Here is a 19788-nt window from a genome sequence, read left to right as displayed (position 1 = left end):
CGGAATATACTGAATCGTATTACCCGTATATCCCGTAGCATTTTTCAGTATTTCCCGAATTTCTAGGGATAGGTACATTTTTTCATTTTCAGGCCATATTTCAGGCCGTCCGGGGCCCCGGCTAGCTCAGCAAGCCCTCGATGACGGCCAGGCGGATGAGGGCGGCCGTGTTCTTGGTTTGGGTTTTTTCCAGAATGTTCTGGCGGTGGGTTTCCACGGTGCGCGTGCTGGTGAACAGCCGGGCCGCTATCTGGTTGGTGGTGAGGCCGTCGGCCAGCAGCTGGAGCACTTCCTTCTCGCGGGCCGTGAGGTGGCCGGCTCGCTGGTCCGGGTCTTTGGGGGCGTGGCCCAGCGTGCGCACCCGCTGGAGCATGGCCAAGCCCAGCTCGGAGCACAGGAACTGGCGGCCGGCCGCCACGGCCCGGACGGCCGCCACCATCTCGCTCTGCTCGGCGCTCTTGAGCACGTAGCCCCGGGCCCCGGCGTCGAACATCTGCCCGATGTGCTGCACCTGGGCCAGCATGGTGAGCACCAGTACCCGCACGTCGGGAAACTCGGCGTGCAGGCGCAGGGTGGTGGCCAGCCCGTCGAGCACCGGCATGTGCACGTCGAGCAGCACCACGTCGGCGGGGGTGGTGGCCAGCTGCTCCAGCAATTCCTGGCCGTGGATGGCTTCGCCCACCACCACGAGGTCGGGCTCACCGGCCAGCATGGCCCGGATGCCGTTGCGCACGATGGTGTGGTCGTCGGCGAGGAAGAGGCGGATCATGGCCGGCGGTAGAAACCGCGCCGGCGCGGGGCCGCACGCCGGGCCCGTGAAACGGCCAGAAAGAGAGTAGTTCTCATAGCGCTGGAGGATAGAGGTTGGTCCCACAAGGTAGCGCAATTAATCGCATCTTCACTATGTGTTTTATCGTATTATTTTTTGATTTTTTTTAATTTGGCGAATGATTATATAATTAGTCGGTTATTCTTATTCCGGTTAGCTAGTTGGCTGTTTTAGCACCAAAAGCCAACCCTAAGCCGCTAAATACGTTAGTACAAAAAAATCAATCTTTCCAGAAAATTCACTATGAAAATCGCAGTAGAGAACGAAGACAAGGGCTTCCTGCCCGACGGCCGCCACTTGGTCGAAATCACCGGCATTGAGGAAGGCACCAGCGAGCACCAGAACGTGCCGTTTTTTGCCGCCCGCATGGAAAGCGCCGACGGCTTCGTGAGCCAGCGCTTCTACAACTCGCCCGCCGGCCACCCCATCATCCTGTCGCTGTACGCGGCCGTGGGCATTCAGCCCCACGACGGCAAAGACCTTGACACCAAGGAGTTGGTGGGCAAGCATTTGTCGGTGGAAGTGAGCGACCACAGCTACACCGATCCGGCCACCGGCAACGAGCGCAGCATCCGCCAGGCCACCGGCTTCCGCGCCGCATAGCCGGGGCCCCGGCCCGCAAAAAAGGCGTCGCCCCGAGTGGGGCGACGCCTTTTTTGCGCGCGTTGCGAAAGCCCGGGTTTGCTTCGCTTCGGGGCAGGGCAGGTTCATGAAGTTGCCCGTCAGGTTCGAGCCGGCGGTCGCCAGGTGGTAACGCGGCGGAAGTAAACTTTCGCTTCTTGGTTAGCGCACGGCACTTGGCTTAGACGTCGGTGGCCGACGGCTCGATGCACTCGCGGGCTTCAACAGCACTTACGTGCCCATGCCGGGGGTGCCGCTGCTGCCCTGCACCCCCTGGCACAACCGGCCCAACGGAAAACGGCGGCGCAGTACCTGCCGGGGGCCAAAGCGGCATTGCCTGGCCGCAGGCCGCGCGGCACGGGCGGCCTGCGGCAAACGAGCTTCGCGGCCTCACGGCGTGTTTGTCACCGCCTGGGGCCCGGCGGGGGCCTCTTTGGCCGCGGCGGGCTCCTTCACGGTCCCCAATTCGCGGCCCACGGCGATGAAGGCCGCGATGGCCTTGTCCAGGTGCTCGCGCGTGTGGGCCGCGCTCAGCTGCACCCGGATGCGCGCCTGGCCCTGCGGTACCACCGGGTAATAAAACCCGACCACGTAGATGCCCTTGGTGAGCATCCGCGCCGCGAATTCCTGGGCCAGCTTGGCGTCGTAGAGCATCACCGGCACGATGGGGTGCTGGCCGGGGCGGATGTCGAAGCCAGCGGCCGTCATCTGCGCGCGGAAGTACTGGGTATTCTCTTCCAGCTGGTCGCGTAGCTGAGTGCTTTCGGTCAGCAGCTCCAGCACGCGCAGCGACGCGCCCACGATGGCGGGCGCCAGCGTGTTGCTGAACAAGTACGGCCGGCTGCGCTGGCGCAGCAGGTCGATGATTTCCTTGCGGCCCGAGGTGAAGCCGCCCATGGCCCCGCCCAAGGCCTTGCCCAGCGTGCCGGTGATGATGTCGACGCGGCCCATCACGCCGCGCAGCTCGTGGGTGCCGCGGCCGGTTTTGCCCAGGAAACCGCTGCTGTGGCACTCGTCCACCATCACCAGGGCCCGGTACTTATCGGCGAGGTCGCAGATTTTGTCGAGCTGGGCGATGGTGCCGTCCATGGAAAACGAGCCGTCGGTGACGATGATGCGGTGGCGTGTGCCCTTGGCCTGGGCGTCCTGGAGTTGCTGCTCCAGGTCGGCCATGTCGTTGTGCTGGTAGCGGTAGCGCTGGGCCTTGCACAGGCGCACGCCGTCGATGATGGAGGCGTGGTTGAGGGCGTCGGAAATGATGGCGTCCTGCTCGTTAAACAGCGGCTCGAACACCCCGCCGTTGGCATCGAAAGCCGCGGCGTACAAAATCGTGTCCTCCGTGCCCAGGAACTCGGCCAGCTTGGCTTCGAGCTGCTTGTGAATGTCCTGGGTGCCACAAATAAAGCGCACCGAACTCATGCCGTAGCCGTGGGTATCGATGGCCGCCTTGGCCGCCTTGATAACCTCGGGGTGCGAGCTGAGGCCCAGGTAGTTGTTGGCGCAGAAGTTCAGCACCTCGCCGGCTTCCTGGGTGTCAATTTCCGCGCCCTGGGGCGAGGTGATGACGCGCTCTTTTTTGTAAAGGCCGTGGTCTTTTATTTCTTGGAGCGTCTGCTGAAGGTCGGGCTGGAGGGTACCGTACATGGGGTTGGGAATGGAATTGCAATAAAAAACCCGGGGCCGCCACGCGCTGCGGCCCGCAGCGGCGGTGCTACGAACTACAAAATTACGGCCCCAATCGTTTGAAAAACGCCTGCACGCCCTGTCGGCCGCTGTCTATGAGCTGCTGCTTCTGGGCGCTGGAGATGCGCTTGATTTTGGGGCTGAACCCCAGGAAGTTGATGCTGATGGTGCGCGGCCGGTCGGCGGGCTGCACGGGGTTGAGGTTTTCGAGGGCCACGGTGTAGAGGGCCCCCACGTAGGTGCTGAAATCGGTGACGGCGTAGGGGGCCAGCTGCTGGCGGCCGGTGGCGGCGGTGTCGAACGGAATCTGCTCGGCGCGTTCGAGGCGCAGGCCCAGGGTTTCGGGGTTGAAAACGCGGCCGCGGGCGTCGGGGGTGGCCGCGGGGGCCCCGGCGGGCAGGTAGCGCGGCTGGTCGAACAAATCGATGGGGTAGTTGGCCAACAGGCCGCCGTCCACGAGCACCTGCACGGGCTGGCCGGGAGCGGGCGGGCCGGTCACGACCCGGTTCTGGGCGTCGAGCAGCACGGCCCGGAAGTAGAGCGGAATGCTCATGCTGATGCGCACGGCGTCGGCCACGCGCAGGTCGGGCGTGGTTTCGTGGCTGAACACCTGGGTGCGCTGGGTGGTGAGGTTGGTGCCGGTGGTGTAGAGGTCGCGGAAGCGGCCGGGCTGCTGCTGGGCCAGCGCGTGCAGCTCGCCCAGGGTGAGGCCGGGCCGCTGGGTTTTGCGGGCCACCAGCGCGCCGAGGTAGGCGCTGAAGGCGTCGCCGCGGTACCAGCCGTACTGCTTCACGAGCCGGTGGGTGCCGCCGAAAAAGATGAACCGGCCGTCGTTGAGCCGCTGCACGGGCGTGGCGTTCACCACGGCCACAAGCTCATCGGCCGAGTAGCCCACCGCCAGCAGCGCCGCCTGGATGGCCCCCGCCGAGGTGCCGCCCACCCGCTCGATGCCGGCCAGCACGCCCCGCGCTTCCAGCGCTTGCAGGGCCCCGCCGTAGGCAATGCCGCGGATGCCGCCGCCCGCCATCACCAGGTTGCGGTAGCGAGGGGCGGCGGGCGGCGCGGAGGCTCCAAGGCTGCCGGCCAGCAGAACGATGATTCCGATAACAAACCGGGGGGTGGTCCTCAACATGAGGCCAAATATACCGTAGAGCAAAACCTCTGTCCGAGCCTCAGTAGCCCTTGATTTTTAGTCGCGCCGTACCTAATCAACCGTTATGCCAACGCCCCAACCCCGAACCGTTGTGCGCGGCAGCGAGCGTACCTGCCCGCCCAAGGCCCATGCCGTGCGCCCCACCCCGCCCGACGAGCCCCTGGAGGTGACCGTGCGCCTGCGCCCCCGGGCCGCGGCGGCCGGCCTGGCCCCCACCGCCTTCGCCGACCAGCCCCCGCACACCCGCGCCTACCTGAGCCGCGACGAGCTGGACGCGCAGTTTGGAGCTACCCCGCAGGACGTGGCCGCCGTGACGGACTTTGCCCGGGCCCACGGCCTGGCCGTGGTCAGCGCCGACGCGGCGCAGCGGCGCGTGGTGCTGGGCGGCACGGTGGCCGCCCTGGAAACGGCCTTCGGCACGGCGTTGCACCAGTACGAGTCGCCGGCCGGGCGCTACCGGGGCCGCACGGGGCCCCTGACGGTGCCGGGCCCGCTGGGCGACATCGTGCAGGGCGTGTTTGGACTCGACAACCGGCCCCAGGCCGAGCCGCACTTCCAGGTGCGGGGGCCGGGCGCGGGGGCCGTGGCGGCGCGGGCCGCCGGGGCGTCGTTCACGCCGCCGGCGCTGGCCCGGCTGTACAATTTCCCGGCCGGGGCCGACGGCAGCGGGCAGTGCATCGCCATCATCGAGCTGGGCGGCGGGTTTCGGCCCGAAGATTTGACGGCCTACTTCACCCGCCTGAAGCTGCCGGTGCCGGCCATCACGGCGGTGAACATCGACGGCGGCAGCAACCAGCCCACCACCGCCCAGGGGGCCGACGGCGAGGTGATGCTCGACATCGAGGTGGCCGCCGCCGTGGCCCCCGGGGCCCGCATCGCGGTGTACTTCGCCCCGAATACGTCGCGGGGCTTCCTGGACGCCATCACGGCCGCCGTGCACGACAAAACGAACCAGCCAACGGTCATCTCCATCAGCTGGGGCGGGCCCGAAAATACCTGGACCGCGGGGGCCCTCGACCAGTTCGACCAGGCCTTCCAGGCCGCGGCCCTGCTCGGGGTGACGGTGTGCTGCGCGGCCGGCGACAACGGCTCGGGCGACGGCGTGGCCGACGGCCAGCCGCACGCCGATTTTCCGGCCTCCAGCCCCTACGCCCTGGCTTGCGGCGGCACCCGGCTGACGGCCATGGGGCCCAAAATCAGCAGCGAGGTGGTGTGGAACGAGGGGCCCAACAGCGCCACCGGCGGCGGCATCAGCACCCATTTCCCCGTGCCAACCTACCAAAACGCCCTGAAACTGCCCAAAGCCGCCAAAGCCAAGGCCGCCAAGCCCGGCCGGGGCCTGCCCGACGTGGCCGGTAACGCCGACCCGGCCTCGGGCTACGAGGTGCGCGTGGACGGCCAGGACCTGGTGATTGGCGGCACCAGCGCCGTGGCCCCGCTCTGGGCCGGGCTGGTGGCGCTGCTCAACCAAAAGCTGGGCAAGCCGGTGGGCTTCCTGCAACCGCTCTTATATGGGTCGCTGGCCGGCAAGGGCGGGTTCCACGACATTGCCACCGGCACCAACGGGGCCTTCGCGGCCCGCGCCGGTTGGGACGCCTGCACCGGCTGGGGCACCCCCAACGGCACGGCCCTGCTGGCGGCCCTGGCGGCGCCCCCGAGAGCCACCTGACGGGCGCGGGGGCGGCGGTATCTTTGCGGCCGATTTATACCCCACCTATTTTTATTCTAGCGCATGGCCCCCCCTTCCGGCGACCCTGATACCTTACCCGGCACCGTGCTTGTCATTGGGGCGAGCGGCCAGCTCGGCCTCGAACTAACGGCCGCCCTGCGCCAGCGCTACCAGCCCCAAAACGTCGTTGCCGCCGACGTGCGCCCGCCCAAAAACCCGGAGCTGCTGGCCGGGGGCTCCTTCGAGCTGCTCGACGTGCTGGACAAGGACCGCCTCGAAGAACTCATCCGGCAGTACCGGCCGGTGCAGGTGTACCACCTCGCCGCCCTGCTCTCGGCCACGGCCGAGAAAGACCCGATGTTTGCCTGGAAATTGAACATGGACGGCCTGCTGAACGTGCTGAACCTGGCCGTGCAGTACCGCGTGCCGCAGGTGTACTGGCCCAGCTCCATCGCCGTGTTCGGGCCCGACACGCCCCGCGAGCACACCCCGCAAACCACCGTCATGAACCCCAACACGGTGTACGGCATCAGCAAGCTGGCCGGCGAGCAGTGGTGCGAGTGGTACCACCGCCACCACGGCCTCGACGTGCGCAGCCTGCGCTACCCGGGCCTCATCGGCTACAAGAGCCTGCCCGGCGGCGGCACCACCGACTACGCCGTGGACATCTACCACAAGGCCGTGGCCGGCGAGGATTTCACTTGCTTCCTCAAAGAGGACACCTACCTGCCGATGATGTACATGCCCGACGCGCTGAAGGCCACCCTGGACCTGATGCATGCCCCGGCCGACCGCATCAAAGTGCGCACCAGCTACAACCTGGGCGCCATGAGCTTCGCGCCGGCCGAAATCACGGCCGCCATCCAGCAGGAAATCCCTAATTTCCACGTCAGCTACGCGCCCGACGCCCGCCAGGCCATCGCCGATTCCTGGCCCGCCAGCATCGACGACTCCGCCGCCCGGGCGGACTGGGGCTGGGCCCCCGATTTTGACTTGGCTAAGATGACCCAGGACATGCTGGCGCACTTGAAGGAGTTGCAGCCGGCGTAAGCACAGGCCCGCTTGAGTTGCTAAGAGGCCATCCGAATAGGCGAAAAAAAGAACGGTCATGCCGAGCGCAGCCGAGGCATCTCGCGTGCTGAACTAATCCAATCGATTGGATTAGTTCAGCACGCGAGATGCCTCGGCTGCGCTCGGCATGACGGCCTATTCGGATGGGCGCTAAGCCTTTCTGACCGGGATGACCAAATCCAGCTCTACCACTTCGCCCACGCCCCACTTCTTGAGGTGGTAGTCCTCGCGGTTCACGCTAAAGTGCCCCTTGAAAGTGCCCGCGCCCGCGCCGGCCGGGTCGAAGGTGAAGGGAATGACGACCGGCTTGCTCACGTCCTTTATCGTGAGCAGGCCCGTGGAAGTGAAGCCGGTGGCCGTTTTCTCCACCTTGCCGGAGGCGAACTTGATGAGCGGGTAGTGGGCCACGTCGAAGAAATCGTCGGCCTTGGCGTGGTGGTTTTTGAGGCTGTTGCCCGTGTCGAGCGTGTTCACGTCCACGCTCACCGCGAAGGTGGACGCGGGCAGCTCGGCCGCGTCGAAGGCCACGGTGCCCTTCAGGCCCTTGATGGTGCCGCTGGCCCCCCGCGTGTCGAATTTAATGGCGTAGCTCTCGTCTTTCACCTGCCACTGGGTAGCGGCCGCAAAGGCAAAGGCCGAGCTGGCAAACGCGGTGGCCACGGCCACGAGCAAGGTTTTTCTGGTCATAGTGCTGCGGTTGAAATTATCGGGGGGCGAAATTTTGCTCCCGCGTTAAAAGCGCATTGGCCCCAAAGTGTTTGGGGCCCCGGGCTGCCGCCCGCGCTTCGGGCCGGGGCACCGCGCCGCTAGGGGTGGGCCGCCGGCACGGCGGGGCGCGGGGCGGGGGCCGCCGTGGCCGGGCGGCCCGTCCACCAAAAGGCTAAGCCCACGGCCAGGCCGGCTGCGCCTTGCAGCAGCACCGTGTGCGGGGCCCCCAGGTGGCGCGCCAGCCAGCCCACCAGCAAGCTGCCCAGCGGCTGCACGCCCTGGAAGGCCATCACGTAGTAGCTCAGCACGCGGCCGCGCATGTGGTCGGCCACGTTGGTTTGGATGGCCGTGTTGGTGCCGGCGATGAAGAGCATCATGCCCGTGCCGCCCAAGGTAATGAATAGCAGCGCGGGCCCCAGCTGCGGGCTGAGCGCGAAGCCCACCAGGCTGGCGCAAAACCCCAGTGCCGCGTAGGTTATCAGCTGCGGCCGGCGCGCCTCCGCCGGCTGCGAGGCCAGGTAAAACGCCCCCGTGAGGGCCCCCAGGCCCGACAGGCTGTTGAGCCAGCCGTAGGTGCCGGCCTGGCCGTGAAACACATCCTTGGCAAACACCGGTAGCAGCGTGCCAAACGGCATGGCGCAGAAGCTGATGCCCGCCATCAGCAGAATCTGGCGGCGCAGGGCGGGGGCCTGGCGCAGGTAGGCCCAGCCTTCGCGCAGGCCTTCCAGGGCCCCCGGGCGGTGGGTGCGCACGGGGCGCGGCGCAATGCGCATCAGCAGCAGCGAGGCCACCACGGCCACGAAGCTCACGGCGTTCACCACGAAGCAAGGGCCCTCGCCGTAGCGCGCCAGCAGCAGCCCCGCCAGGGCGGGGCCCACCAGCCGGGCCAGGTTCACCATCGTCGAGTTCAGGGCAATGGCGTTGGGCAGGTGGGCGCGGTCGTCCACCAGCTCCACGATGAGCGACTGCCGGGCCGGGATGTCGAAGGCGTTGATGGTGCCCAGCAGCAGGCTCAGGCCGGCCACGGCCCAGGTGGCGTAGTGGCCGCTCAGCACCAGCCAGGCCAGCACGCTGGCTTGCACCAGCGAGGCCACTTGGGTGATGAGCAGCACGCGGTAGCGGCTGTAGCGGTCGGCCACGGTGCCGCCGTAGGGGGCGAGCAGCAGCGTCGGAATCTGGCCCGCGAACGACACCAGGCCCAGCAGCAGAGCCGAGTGCGTCTGGCTGTACACGAGCCAGCCCACGGCCAGCCGCTGCATCCAGGTGCCGATGAGGGATACCGACTGCCCGGCGTAATACAGGCGGAAGTTGCGGTGGGCGAGCGAGCGGAAGGCGGAAATCACGCGGGTGAAACGGGAAAGCGGCGGCAAAGGTGCGGCCCGGGGCCCTGTGGGCCCCAACCCCGGGGCCCACGGGGCGTATCGGAAAGCTAGTTCTCACCCCGTTTTTGCCATGATCGTCAACCCCACGCCCACCGGCTGGCAAATTATTTACCAGCAGGCCCACGCCCTGCTCGCCGCCCAGCTGGCCTGGGCCTGGCCGTCCTTCCTGCCCCCCGACCGCTGGGTGGGCCTGCTGGCGGCCGTGGCGCAGCACGACGACGAGCAGGCGGCCTGGCACGGCCGCGGCGGCCACCACGGCCTCACGCCCGCCGGGGCCCCGGCCAACTTCACGCAACAGGATTTTTCCTTGGCGCAGGCGCAGGACCTGTTGCACGCCGCCCGCTTCCAGGGGCAGTGGCGCAGCCTGCTCACCAGCCTGCACCTGAGCTGCTTGTACGAGCCGCTGCGCGGCAGCGCGCCCGCCACCACGGCCTTCCTCGACGAGCTGAAGGCCGGCCAGCGGCGCTGGTGCCGGGCCCTGAAAATGAAGCCCGCCGAGGCCCGCCGGGCCTACGACCTGCTGCACTGGTGCGACCGGCTCTCGCTTATTCTCTGCCGGCAGGAGCTGCCCGAGATGGGCCGCGAGGTCGAAATTTACCGCGCCCCCCAGCGCCCGGCGGCGGCCCCGCACTACGTGCGCCAGCCCGGGGGAACCGGCACGCCGGTGGTGGTGCGGCCCTGGCCGTTCGCGGCCGACGCGCTGGCCGTGAGTGTGGAAGCCGTGGAATTGCACCAACTGCGCTTCCGCGACGACGCGGCGCTGGCCGGGGCCCTGCGCACGGCCCCCGTGCACACCCTGGCCTGGGAGCTGCGCCGCGGCGCATGAAAAAACAATGCTTTAGTAATCAGAACCGTACCGTTTTTGCAAACGAAAGGCCGGGCTGCCCGTACTAGGAGCTTACTCTTTTGCTGCTGGATGGCGACGTATAAATTTTCTGATATTTTGCAGGTGTTGAAGTCGTCGGCCGGCGAGTTCGTAGAGAACAACTCGTTCCGGCACGCGGCGGCACTGTCGTACTACACCATTTTCTCGCTGCCCCCGCTGCTGCTCATCGTCATCACGGTGGCCAGCAAGTTCCTGGGCCACGACGCCGTGACGGGCCAGGTGTACGGCCAGCTGAAAGGGTTGGTAGGCGCCGATTCGGCTAAGTTCCTGCAAGACAGCATCGCCACTTTCACCATGCAGGACAAAAGCGGCCTGGCCACGGCCATTGGCATCGGTACGCTGATTTTTGCGGCCACCACGTTTTTCGTCACGCTCCAGGAAAGCATCAACGACATTTGGAACCTAAAGGTGAAGACCACCGGCATCGGCATCGGCGACTACATCCGCCAGCGCCTGCTCTCGTTTGGCCTCATCCTGAGCGTGGCGTTGCTGCTGCTCGTATCGTTCGTGATAAGCGCTGTGCTCAGCGCCTTCACCGGCTGGCTCCAGCAATTAATTCCAATCGCTGGGGTGGTGGCCATCAAGGTGGTTGATTTTGCCTTGTCGCTGGGCGTCACTACGTTGCTGTTCGCGCTTATTTACCGCTTCCTGCCCGATGCCATCATTCGGTGGCGCGACGTGGGCATCGGGGCCTTCATCACGGCGCTGCTCTTCGTGCTGGGCAAGCTGCTCATCGCCGTGTATATCGGCTTTGCCAACCCCGGCTCGGCGTTCGGGGCGGCGGGCTCGGCCATCGTGCTGCTGCTCTGGATCAACTACTCCTCGCTCATCATCTTCTTTGGGGCCGAATTCACCCAGGAATTCGCCGATGCTTTCGGCCAAAAAGTGCAGCCCAAGGCCCACGCTGTGCGCGTGAAGCTGGAAGAAGTGCAGCCCGGCGAATCGGAAGAAGAAAAAGCTACCGGCCGGCCCCAGGCCACGGGCCGCTGGCGCGATTAGGGCCCTGGGGCAACTAATGCGCTTCAGCACTTGACAGCCAATGCGTTTGCTTTTCAGCGTCCTCTACTTTCCTCGCTACCTGTTCCCCGGGTTGCTCTGTTTGTCATTGGTGAGCAGCTTGGCAGTGGCGCGCCAGCAGCGGGTGGTAGTCCCCGATTCGGTGCGGGGCCAGGGCCGCTTGGTGAAGCAGTTGGTAGCTGACGCTTGCCAGCGCTTAAGCAATCGGACTGGCCGCGCGGCGCCCGATTCGCTCAGCCCAGCGCAAGCATACGAAGAACTTCAGGGCACCTTATCAGCCGTTGCCGAAAGCCACGGGGCGGAGGTTCGCCAATTGGCCGGCCGTACCAAAGCCGCCGGAGCCTACAACCAGTTGCGGGCCGACTTGCCCGACGCCACCGCGCAACGCCTCGTGAAAACGTGCTCCGTGGCGGCGGCTTTGTACGGCCGCTTCAGCCGTCTCATAGGCGATAACCCAATGCCTACTAAAGCCGAAAAGCAGTTCGTGCAAGCCTGGAGCAACGAGCTCTGCCAACGCTTCGCAGTGCTAAACCAAGAAGGCCGTTTGCAAGGAAAAACGGGGGCTGAACTTATGGCGCTTTTCGAGCAAGAATACAGCGCCGCATCGGCTGCCCAAGAACCCAAAATGGCGCGGCTCTACGGCGGTGCGCTTGATGAAAAGCAAGGCGTTACACAAAAGTTTGAGCTGATGATCGGCAATGAATTGGGGGCCCAAATGAAGGAAGCGTGCCCACAAATATTGCGGCTGCTCAATAGCGCCAAGTAGCCGTCAGCCAAGCGCCAGGGGCCCCGCCGTTTCCAAAACGACGGGGCCCCTGGCGCTTGCTTGGCAATGCTTTTAAGCTGCGGTAGCTTTCTCCTTCACCGCGAGCTGGCCGCAGGCGGCGTCGATGTCCTTGCCGCGCGAGCGGCGCAGGTTGGTTTGCACGCCGCGGTCGGCCAGGTACTGGTGGAACGACATGAGGTTTTCCTCGCCGGTGTTGCGGTAGTCCGCGTTTTCGATGGGGTTGTACTCGATGAGGTTGATTTTGCAGGGCAGCCACTTGCTGATTTTCAGCAGGTTTTCGGCGTCCTCCAGCGTGTCGTTGAAGTTCTCGAACACGATGTACTCGTAGGTGACCTTGCGGCCGGTTTTGGCGTGGTAGTACTGCAAGGCTTCCTTCAGCGCGGCCAGCGAGTTGGCCTCGTTGATGGGCATGATTTCGTTGCGCTTGGCGTCGGTGGGCGCGTGCAGGCTCAGGGCCAGGTTGGCTTTCACGTCGTCGTCGGCCAGCTTCTTGATCATCTTGGCGATGCCGGCCGTGCTGATGGTGATGCGGCGCGGGGCCATGTTCAGGCCGTCGGGGGCCGTGATGCGGCGCACGCTTTCCACCACGTTGGCGTAGTTGAGCAGCGGCTCGCCCATGCCCATGTACACGATGTTGGTGAGCGGCGTGCCGTACTGGCCCTCGCACTGCTCGCGGATGCGCACCACCTGGTCGTAAATCTCGGCCGCGTCGAGGTTGCGCTTGCGGTCCATGTAGCCCGTGGCGCAAAACTTACACGTCAGCGAGCAGCCCACCTGCGAGCTGATGCAGGCCGTCATCCGCGTGTCGTGCGGGATGAGCACGCCCTCCACGATGTTGCCGTCGTGCAGCCGAAAGGCCGATTTGATGGTGCCGTCGTTGCTGCGCTGCTGGTTTTGCACCGTCACGCCATTTATCACAAAGTGGGCCCCCAGCAGCTCGCGGGTGGCCAGCGAGAGGTTGTTCATCTCCTCAAACGAGCCGGCCGCGTTCTTCCACAGCCACTCCTGTACCTGCTTGGCACGGAAGGGCTTCTCGCCGTGCTCGACCATGAACGCTTTCAAGTCGTCGGCCGAAAGTTTGCGGATGTCGCGCTTGGCGGGCGTGGGGGCGAGGGGCAGTTCGAATAACATAGGGCAAAGATACAAGCAGGCAAGGCGTTGGGTTCCCGCACCGGGGCCCTATTGTCCCGGCGCTGGGGCAGGAGGGTGACGAACTACACTACGGGCGCGGCATTCGTATTGACAGCAGCAGGCGCATGGCTACCGGCTGACCATCGACGTAAGCGGGCGTAAGGCGGGGCAGGTGCCGGGCTGCTTCGGCTACCTGCGCCACGCAGGCCTCTGGAAGTTCTTTCTCTTCCTCACTAGGCTCTTGCTTAGCTATTTGGTCGCCAAACTGTGCTTCAAGAGCCGCCATTTCTGTTTTGTCGTCTTTCAATAATCGCACGTCGTATAGGGTGCCGCTTGGCCCCACCGTCATCACCACGCTCGTGCCATACCGCGGCACAAAGCAACCGGTGCCTTGGCTCAAGCGCAGGTACTCGACCATAAGATCGGCGGACAGCTGCTGAAAACCCGGCTGCCCCTGATAAACAGGCATGTAGGTGACGGTGGTGTATACGTGAACCGAATCAATGCCTGGCAACGGATGCCGGGGCAGGCGAGGGGGATTTGAAATGACAAAAGTAACAGGGGCGCTCATCAGACAGGCAACCGGCCGGCCATGCTGCATGGCTGGTTGCAGGTGGGGTAGCTGGCGCACCGCCTGCACCACAGCCGTGTCCAAGTCAGCCCGTACGCTATACTTCATCTTAATCTGACAAACTTGCCCACTGGGAGCCACGGCGAAAGTGACCAGGCATTGCCCCTGTGCAGCGTCACGCAGAGCCTGCTTGGGGTAACGCACGCCCAACTGGATGGCGCGCACAATGGCGGCATCACCCCCGCCTTCTACTAATTGGGGCAGCCGGATAGAGGTAGCGGGTGGGCCAACTGTGGCCAGTTCGGTTTGTGCATTTACCCGTCCCACGCCAGCCAAGCCCAGCATCACCACGCCAATTTTAATCTTTTTCTTCGTAAAATTCTTTAGCATAATCACTTCTGAATAGGTCGAGTTCAAAGCTACGTTTAGGAGCCTATTTGCGCCGCTAACTCCACCGGTAGCAGGCGCAATTTGTGGACGTTGTAGTCGAAGCAGAGCATGCCGGTTTTGGCACGGGCTATTTCCTTGCCGTGCTGGTTGTGCACGTGGTACACCACGTCGAAACCGTATTTATTCTGGTCTACGCCGGCCATGGCGATGCGCAGCACGTCGCCGTGAAAGGCCTCGCCTTTATACTCCACGGCCACGTCGACCATGATGAGGCCGAGCTTGGTGGCGGCGTCGAAGTCGTTGGGTACGCCCACCGAGCGCAGGAAATGCACCCGCGCCTCGTGCAGGATGCCCAGCAGCGCGTCGTTGCCCACGTGGCCGCCGTAGTTGAGGTCGGTGATGCGCACGGGGATTTCGGTGGTGCAGGAGAAGGCAGCGGGCAGGTCTACTTTTACGCGGGCCATTTCAATGGGTGAATTGGTGAAGGAGTGAATTGGTGAATGGACGACCAGCGAACAATTTCTGATGGGCCAAAGGTAGAAGTGCGGGCCACGGCCGACGGCTCGCCCACGCTCTACGTGCCGGCCCTGCACGAGCACTACCACTCCACGCACGGGGCCCGGCAAGAATCGGCGCACGTGTTCATCGCCGCCGGGCTGCGGCCGTTGCTCGAAGCGGGGCTGGGCCAACCAGGCGACGGCCCGATGCACATCCTCGAAGTAGGCTTGGGCACCGGCCTCAACGCCCTGCTGACGCTGGAAGCGGCCCAGGCTACCGGGGCCCGGCTTACATACGACGGCTACGAAACCTACCCATTGCCACCTGCGGCCATATCGGCCCTGCGGCCCCAGTGGGCCGATAAGCCAGCACTCAGCGCAGCCTTTGCCGCCCTGCATGCGTCGCCGTGGAATACCGCCGGGGAACTGACACCCGCGTTTTTGTTGACTAAAATCCAGCTGCCGGTGGAAGACGACAACCTGCCGGCCGGTTACTACGACCTCATTTACTTCGATGCCTTTGCGCCCGAAAAACAGCCCGAGCTGTGGACGGAAGCAATATTTCAGCAGCTTTACGCCGCCGCCGCGCCCGGGGCCGTGCTGGTGAGCTACTGCGCCCAGGGCCAGTTCCGGCGCAATTTGCGGGCCGCCGGCTGGCGGACGGAGAAGCTGCCCGGCCCGCCCGGCAAGCGCGAAATGACGCGGGCCCGCAAACCCGCCTGAGCCGGCCAACCCGGACGCGGCGGCAATTGCGTATGCTTGCGGTTCATTCCCAGCCGTATCTTGCCCGCCGCATGGCCCGCCGCTCGTCCGTCGATGTATTTTGCCCCAGCTGCCGCTGGGAACCCACCAACGTGGCGTTTTGGGGCTGCACCTGCGGCTGCCGCTGGAACACGTTTGCCACGGCCGGCGTGTGCCCCCGGTGCCGGCGGCGCTGGCCCGACACCCAGTGCCCGGTGTGCCACGTGCTGTCGCCCCACGAAGAATGGTACCACCGCCTCGCGGGCCTGGTGGCCGACCTGCTGAACGGGCACTGACCCCCGCCGTGCGCTGCTTATGAGCCGTAAATTTTTCGATACCGAAAGCCCGGCCTGGGTCGCCGAGGGCCTCATCACGGAGGCCCAGCGGCAGCGCCTGCTGGCCCGCTACCCGCCCGATGCCGTGCCCGCCGTGGGCCTGCTGCCGGTGCTGGGCAGCCTGCTGGTGGCCCTGAGTGCCCTGAGCGTGGTAGCGGCCAACTGGGCGGCCCTGCCGCCTTGGGCGCGGCTGGCCCTGCTGCTGGGCAGCTTGCTGGGGGCCTACGCGGGGGGGCATTACTTTTTGCAGCGCGGCAACCGCGGCCTGGGCCGGGGCCTGGTGGGCCTGGGGCTGGTGCTGTTCGGCGTCAGCATCATCCTCGTCAGCCAAACCTACCAGTTGGTGGGCTACGACATCAGCGGGCTGCTGGCCTGGGTGGTGGCGGGCATGGCCCTGGCCTACGCCCACCGCAGCCGCCTGCTGGCGGCCCTCACGGTGCTCATCGGGGCGGCGGTGCAAACGTACTGCACCCAGGGGCTGGGCAGCTACAGCTACGCCACGGCCGCCCTGCTGGCCGGAGGCGTGGGCTATTTGTGGTGGCGGCGGCCCGACGGCCTGCTGAGCACCGTGCTGGCCATTGGCCTGCTGTGGCAGGCGGCGCTGTGGGTGGCGCTGGCCCACGCCAAAATCACCTGGTTTTTCATCCCGGCCATGCTCGTGTACGCGGCCGGCGACTTGCAACCCGGCCGCGCCGCCGGCCGCGCCGCCCAGGGCCCCCCGCTGGTGGCGGCCTACCTGTTTGCCCTCGGCCTGGCGCTGTTCGGCGAGACCGATGCCTACGCGGGCCTGCTGCGCCCGCCGGTGCTGGCCTACCTGGGGGCCCTGGGCGCGGTGCTGGCGCTGTCGGTGCTGGGCAAGAAGCAGCGCGGCCGCCTCGACACGCTGCCCGACTGGCTGCTGCTGTTGCCGGGCTTTTACCTGCCGGGCGGGCTGCCGCTGGCCGTGGCCACGCTGGTGGTGCTGTACGCCCACGCCGGCTCGGTGCTGGTCCGGGCCCACCGCAGCCAGAACGCCGAGCAGCTCACCCTGGGCACGGTGCTGTTCGTGGGGGCCACCATGGTGGCGTTCTTCAAGCTGACGTGGGGCGCGTTTATCAACAAATCCTTGTTTTTCTTGATTGGCGGGGTGCTGCTGCTGGGCCTGAGCTGGTACCTGCGCCGCCGCAACGCCCGGGTGCTGGCCGCCGCCGTGCCCCCCAACGCCCCGGCTCCGTAAGAACACCTCGTTGCGCTCGCGCTCCCCTCCGCTTCTCTGGTAATTAAAATGGCCCCCACGCAAGCCCCTGCTCCCCCTGCTCCCCCGCGACGCACCGCGCTGCTGCTCCGGCTGCTGGTGGGGGCCCAGGTGCTGTACGTGCTGGGGGTGGCCGGCGCGGGCTATGCCACCACGGCCCTGGGCAAAGCCGTGGCGCTGGCCGCCATGCCCGCCGACCTCACTACCCTCAAAACCACCGATTTCGTGCGCCTGCGCTACGCCGCGGCCACCGTGCCGCTGGCCCAGTGGCGGGGCCCCGCCGCGCCCCGCGCCCGCCAAAGCGTGTACGTGCTGCTGGCCCCCACCGGCGGCCCCGCCGAAGCCGCCGTGGTCGGGGTATTTGCCGAGGAGCCCGCCACCGCGCCCGGCCAGGCCGTGCTGCGCGGCTGGGTCACCGACGTGTTTCCGCGCACGCTGGGCCTGCGCTACGGGCTGGAGCGCTACTACGTGCCCGCCGCCAGCCCCCTGCGCCAAGACCGGGCCCCCCGGCCGCTGCGGGTGCTGGTGCGCATCGCGCCTTGGGGCCAGGCCCGCATCGTGGCCGTTGAGGAAATAGTGGGTAAGTAACGTCCGTTTGCAACGCAAAAAAGCACCTGGCGCGCGGGCCAGGTGCTTTTTTATGGATAGGGCGACTGATTGTTAGTTGTCGATTTTGAAGGAAATCGGCACGGTGTATATTACGCTGACGGCCCGGCCGTTTTGTTTGCCAGGAATAAAGCGCGGCAGCTTAGCGATGGCTCGCAACGTTTCCTCGTCGAGGCCTGAGCCAACGCCTTTCACTATTTTAAGGTCTGTCACTTCGCCTTGGGCATTCACTACGAAGCTGGCGTATACTTTGCCTTCCACACCGTTGGCCTGGGCCTGCATCGGGTAATGAACGGCTCGCTGAATAGCCGCCACAATGGCCGCCTGGCCGCCGCCGCCGGGCAGCTCTGGCATCTGCTCCACGTAAACGTAAGGCTTGCTTCCAACGGTTTCGGTAGTAGCGGCATCGTTGACGGTTGGCTTGAGGTCATCCACATTCGGTGCATCGATTCCGTCCGTAACGGTCACACTGGCTATGTGTTTGCCGATTAGGGCGTCCTGTTCGGGTACATCATCTGCTGCCGCATCCTTCGGGACAATTTTGAAGTTATTCAGTTTGATGGAGTTTATGGCCGGTGTCTTGGGTTGCGTAGGCATCGGTTTTACGGGCGGTTCCACTATCGGGTCAATTATTTCCGGTGGTAAAACAGGATTGATAGGCCCCGTGGGCACGTAGTGCACCGCCACCACCGGCCCCGCCAGGTACCGCGCCAGGGCCTGCCCGCTCACAACCAGGGCCAGCAGCGACAGGGCAATAATCAAGGCCCGCAGCAGGTGGCGCTGGTAGAGCTGGCGGAGCAGGTAGGCCCCGTAGGTTTGGTTGCGACCATCGAACACGATGTCGTCGAGGCTGGCCGTGGCCAGCTGGGCATTGGTCATCATAACGCGGCGGTTTTTAAGAGGGTGAGGTCGGCGGTGGAAAGCTTGGTGAGGGCGTATTGGCGTTGGTTGGTGATGCTCATCTCATCGAGGATGTCCACCATGTCCTTGTACTGCGAGTCGGCGCCGGGCTTGATGAGCACCACCACGGGGCCCCGTTGCTGGCGGGCCAGCAGCACCTGCCGGATGCCCTGGGGCCCAAAATCCGTGGTTTCCAGCCGGGCCGCGGCCACCGTTTTGTCGGCCGGCTGGTTCAGGCCGAAGTAGTAGTGCACGCGGTGGTTTTTGCCCAGGATGACGGTCAGGCTCTTTGAAGCAGGCACAGCCATGGGATGCTCGTCGTCGGGCACGGGCATGGTCAGCTGCATCACGTAGGGCTTGGCGAACGTGGTGGTGAGCATGAAAAACGTGAGCAGCAGAAACGCGAGGTCCACCATCGGCGTCATGTCGATGCGGGTCGACATCTTTTTACTTCGTCGGCGGCCGTTGGGAGCGGGGGCGGAGGCTTTCGGTTCGATGGCGGCCATAGGCGACGGGGCGAATGAGTGGAAGATGAACCACCAACGCACCGCTATATTCCCTTATTGCAGGCTTTTGGGGCCCCAACTGTTATTTATTTTCAACGCGTTAGCGTCCTAAAACCGCCACACGCCCGCGGGCGTCACCAGGGCCGTCAGGGCCACGTCGGTGGGCAGCACGTCGGCCAGCGGGGCCCCCGGCGGCTCGTCTAAAATGTTGAGCCCAACGAACGCCGTGCCCGGCCGGCACTGCGCCAAAAATCGGTCGTAAAACCCGCCGCCGTAGCCCACGCGCTGTCCGTGCGCGTCGCAGGCCAGCAGCGGCACCAGCACCGCGTCAAACACGGCGGGCGCGACCGCCGCTGCCGGGGCCCCCACCGGCTCCGGGATGCCCCAGCGGTTGGCCACCAGCGGCGTAGCGGCCGTTAATTCATAGTGCTTCAGCGAAACCCCGTCGGGCTGTACCACCGGCGCGGCCAGTCGCACCGGCAGCTTTTCAGCCCAAATGCGCCGGATAATCGCCCAGGTATCCGGCTCGTTTTTATTAATTAACGGCAGAAATACGTGCAGCCACCGCCACGCCGCCACTTGAAAATGCTGAAATAATTGCACGCTAATTAATTCGCTCCGCTCAGCCACTTCGGCGGCCGTTAGGGCCCCGCGGCGGGCCAGGGCGGTGCGGCGTAGGGCGGGTTTGGTGGGCAATTAGCTTATGCTTTTGATAATAATATGTGCCCTTTTACTTTAAATTTGATAGATTAATTATTCCACAAAGAGAAGCGGTATTTCACTTGCCAGTTATTACCAATTCTTTCAAGAACTAGCAAAGAACCGTTGCCATTCAGTCCGTTGCGGCTTATAACACGATAAGTAACAGCTCGGTCTCCAGAATTAGAATAAGTGATTCTGGAGAATTTAAAAACCCCTTCAGAACCCGGGAAAGCCTTGTAAAAACGCTTCCAACCTTTGCTTATATCCTTCTTATGTAGTGGATTAATTCAGGGTGGCGGTTGTAGATTGGTTTATGGTTTACACCCAGCATTATTGCGCCAAGTGCGCCAGTGACCAAATCCGCCGCAA

At 65.0% G+C, this 19788-nt stretch carries 21 protein-coding genes; 10 read left to right on the top strand and 11 right to left on the bottom strand.

Annotated elements, in window-relative coordinates; genetic code table 11:
• Window positions 1-121: 121 nt before the first annotated feature.
• Window positions 122-769, bottom strand: a complete 648-nt coding sequence (locus tag HNP98_RS06785) for a response regulator (protein WP_173809304.1) — start codon at window positions 767-769, stop codon at window positions 122-124.
• A gap of 303 nt (window positions 770-1072) precedes the next feature.
• On the opposite strand from HNP98_RS06785, the gene HNP98_RS06780 reads away from it, so the two are divergent.
• Window positions 1073-1432, top strand: a complete 360-nt coding sequence (locus HNP98_RS06780) for a hypothetical protein (RefSeq protein WP_173809303.1) — start codon at window positions 1073-1075, stop codon at window positions 1430-1432.
• Window positions 1433-1840: 408 nt separating this feature from the next.
• On the opposite strand, the gene kbl is transcribed toward HNP98_RS06780, so the two are convergent.
• Together kbl and HNP98_RS06770 are read right to left on the bottom strand one after the other, a co-directional pair.
• Window positions 1841-3094 (bottom strand): glycine C-acetyltransferase, encoded by a 1254-nt coding sequence (kbl, locus tag HNP98_RS06775; RefSeq protein WP_173809302.1) that lies wholly within the window; start codon window positions 3092-3094, stop codon window positions 1841-1843.
• Between the two features lie 82 nt (window positions 3095-3176).
• A complete protein-coding gene (locus HNP98_RS06770; protein ID WP_173809300.1) occupies window positions 3177-4265 on the bottom strand; it encodes a patatin-like phospholipase family protein in 1089 nt (362 codons plus the stop codon).
• An 85-nt stretch (window positions 4266-4350) separates the two neighbouring features.
• Between HNP98_RS06770 and HNP98_RS06765 the strand changes: the two genes are divergently transcribed.
• Both HNP98_RS06765 and HNP98_RS06760 read left to right on the top strand, forming a co-directional pair.
• On the top strand, window positions 4351-5955 hold the full coding sequence (locus HNP98_RS06765) for a S53 family peptidase (RefSeq protein WP_173809299.1): 1605 nt from the start codon (window positions 4351-4353) through the stop codon (window positions 5953-5955).
• Window positions 5956-6018: 63 nt separating this feature from the next.
• Window positions 6019-7005: an NAD-dependent epimerase/dehydratase family protein gene (locus tag HNP98_RS06760; protein WP_173809298.1), complete on the top strand. Its 987-nt coding sequence runs from the start codon at window positions 6019-6021 to the stop codon at window positions 7003-7005.
• A gap of 171 nt (window positions 7006-7176) precedes the next feature.
• On the opposite strand, the gene HNP98_RS06755 is transcribed toward HNP98_RS06760, so the two are convergent.
• A complete protein-coding gene (locus HNP98_RS06755) occupies window positions 7177-7713 on the bottom strand; it encodes a YceI family protein (protein ID WP_173809297.1) in 537 nt (178 codons plus the stop codon).
• Window positions 7714-7832: 119 nt separating this feature from the next.
• On the bottom strand, window positions 7833-9077 hold the full coding sequence (locus tag HNP98_RS06750) for an MFS transporter (RefSeq protein ID WP_173809295.1): 1245 nt from the start codon (window positions 9075-9077) through the stop codon (window positions 7833-7835).
• Between the two features lie 109 nt (window positions 9078-9186).
• Here HNP98_RS06750 and HNP98_RS06745 point away from each other — a divergent pair, with 109 nt between their 5' ends.
• The 3 genes from HNP98_RS06745 (at window position 9187) to HNP98_RS06735 (ending at window position 11785) form a co-directional block, all read left to right on the top strand.
• The gene (locus HNP98_RS06745; RefSeq protein WP_173809294.1) at window positions 9187-9942 is read left to right on the top strand and encodes a DUF3891 family protein; all 756 of its coding nucleotides are present in this window, start codon (window positions 9187-9189) and stop codon (window positions 9940-9942) included.
• A gap of 90 nt (window positions 9943-10032) precedes the next feature.
• A complete protein-coding gene (locus HNP98_RS06740) occupies window positions 10033-11001 on the top strand; it encodes a YihY/virulence factor BrkB family protein (RefSeq protein ID WP_173809293.1) in 969 nt (322 codons plus the stop codon).
• Window positions 11002-11041: 40 nt separating this feature from the next.
• Window positions 11042-11785 carry a hypothetical protein gene (locus tag HNP98_RS06735; RefSeq protein ID WP_173809291.1) on the top strand — a complete coding sequence of 248 codons (744 nt, stop codon included), beginning with the start codon at window positions 11042-11044 and terminating at the stop codon, window positions 11783-11785.
• Window positions 11786-11857: 72 nt separating this feature from the next.
• On the opposite strand, the gene rlmN is transcribed toward HNP98_RS06735, so the two are convergent.
• The 3 genes from rlmN to HNP98_RS06720 form a co-directional block, all read right to left on the bottom strand.
• Window positions 11858-12937: a 23S rRNA (adenine(2503)-C(2))-methyltransferase RlmN gene (gene rlmN, locus HNP98_RS06730; RefSeq protein ID WP_173809290.1), complete on the bottom strand. Its 1080-nt coding sequence runs from the start codon at window positions 12935-12937 to the stop codon at window positions 11858-11860.
• A gap of 88 nt (window positions 12938-13025) precedes the next feature.
• Complete coding sequence (locus HNP98_RS06725; RefSeq protein WP_217425679.1) at window positions 13026-13925, bottom strand: energy transducer TonB; 900 nt, start codon at window positions 13923-13925, stop codon at window positions 13026-13028.
• Window positions 13926-13933: 8 nt separating this feature from the next.
• A complete protein-coding gene (locus tag HNP98_RS06720; protein WP_173809287.1) occupies window positions 13934-14362 on the bottom strand; it encodes a thioesterase family protein in 429 nt (142 codons plus the stop codon).
• A gap of 36 nt (window positions 14363-14398) precedes the next feature.
• Here HNP98_RS06720 and mnmD point away from each other — a divergent pair, with 36 nt between their 5' ends.
• The 4 genes from mnmD (at window position 14399) to HNP98_RS06700 (ending at window position 17293) form a co-directional block, all read left to right on the top strand.
• A complete protein-coding gene (mnmD, locus tag HNP98_RS06715; protein WP_173809286.1) occupies window positions 14399-15118 on the top strand; it encodes a tRNA (5-methylaminomethyl-2-thiouridine)(34)-methyltransferase MnmD in 720 nt (239 codons plus the stop codon).
• Between the two features lie 71 nt (window positions 15119-15189).
• The gene (locus HNP98_RS06710; RefSeq protein WP_173809284.1) at window positions 15190-15432 is read left to right on the top strand and encodes a hypothetical protein; all 243 of its coding nucleotides are present in this window, start codon (window positions 15190-15192) and stop codon (window positions 15430-15432) included.
• Window positions 15433-15451: 19 nt separating this feature from the next.
• Window positions 15452-16687, top strand: a complete 1236-nt coding sequence (locus HNP98_RS06705) for a DUF2157 domain-containing protein (RefSeq protein ID WP_173809282.1) — start codon at window positions 15452-15454, stop codon at window positions 16685-16687.
• A 48-nt stretch (window positions 16688-16735) separates the two neighbouring features.
• Complete coding sequence (locus tag HNP98_RS06700; RefSeq protein ID WP_173809281.1) at window positions 16736-17293, top strand: GDYXXLXY domain-containing protein; 558 nt, start codon at window positions 16736-16738, stop codon at window positions 17291-17293.
• Between the two features lie 72 nt (window positions 17294-17365).
• On the opposite strand, the gene HNP98_RS06695 is transcribed toward HNP98_RS06700, so the two are convergent.
• The 3 genes from HNP98_RS06695 to HNP98_RS06685 all read right to left on the bottom strand — a co-directional run bounded on the left by HNP98_RS06695 (window position 17366) and on the right by HNP98_RS06685 (window position 19413).
• A complete protein-coding gene (locus HNP98_RS06695; protein WP_173809280.1) occupies window positions 17366-18193 on the bottom strand; it encodes an energy transducer TonB in 828 nt (275 codons plus the stop codon).
• Window positions 18190-18717, bottom strand: a complete 528-nt coding sequence (locus tag HNP98_RS06690; protein ID WP_173809279.1) for an ExbD/TolR family protein — start codon at window positions 18715-18717, stop codon at window positions 18190-18192. Before HNP98_RS06690 ends, HNP98_RS06695 begins: the two co-directional genes overlap by 4 nt.
• A 108-nt stretch (window positions 18718-18825) precedes the next feature.
• Window positions 18826-19413, bottom strand: a complete 588-nt coding sequence (locus HNP98_RS06685) for a 5-formyltetrahydrofolate cyclo-ligase (RefSeq protein ID WP_173809278.1) — start codon at window positions 19411-19413, stop codon at window positions 18826-18828.
• Window positions 19414-19788 lie beyond the last annotated feature (375 nt).

This window comes from Hymenobacter caeli (assembly GCF_013294115.1).
GTDB classification, from domain to species: domain Bacteria; phylum Bacteroidota; class Bacteroidia; order Cytophagales; family Hymenobacteraceae; genus Hymenobacter; species Hymenobacter caeli.
The sequence above is the reverse complement of the archived record's forward strand: the minus strand, read 5'-3'. Positions and strand labels throughout refer to the sequence as shown.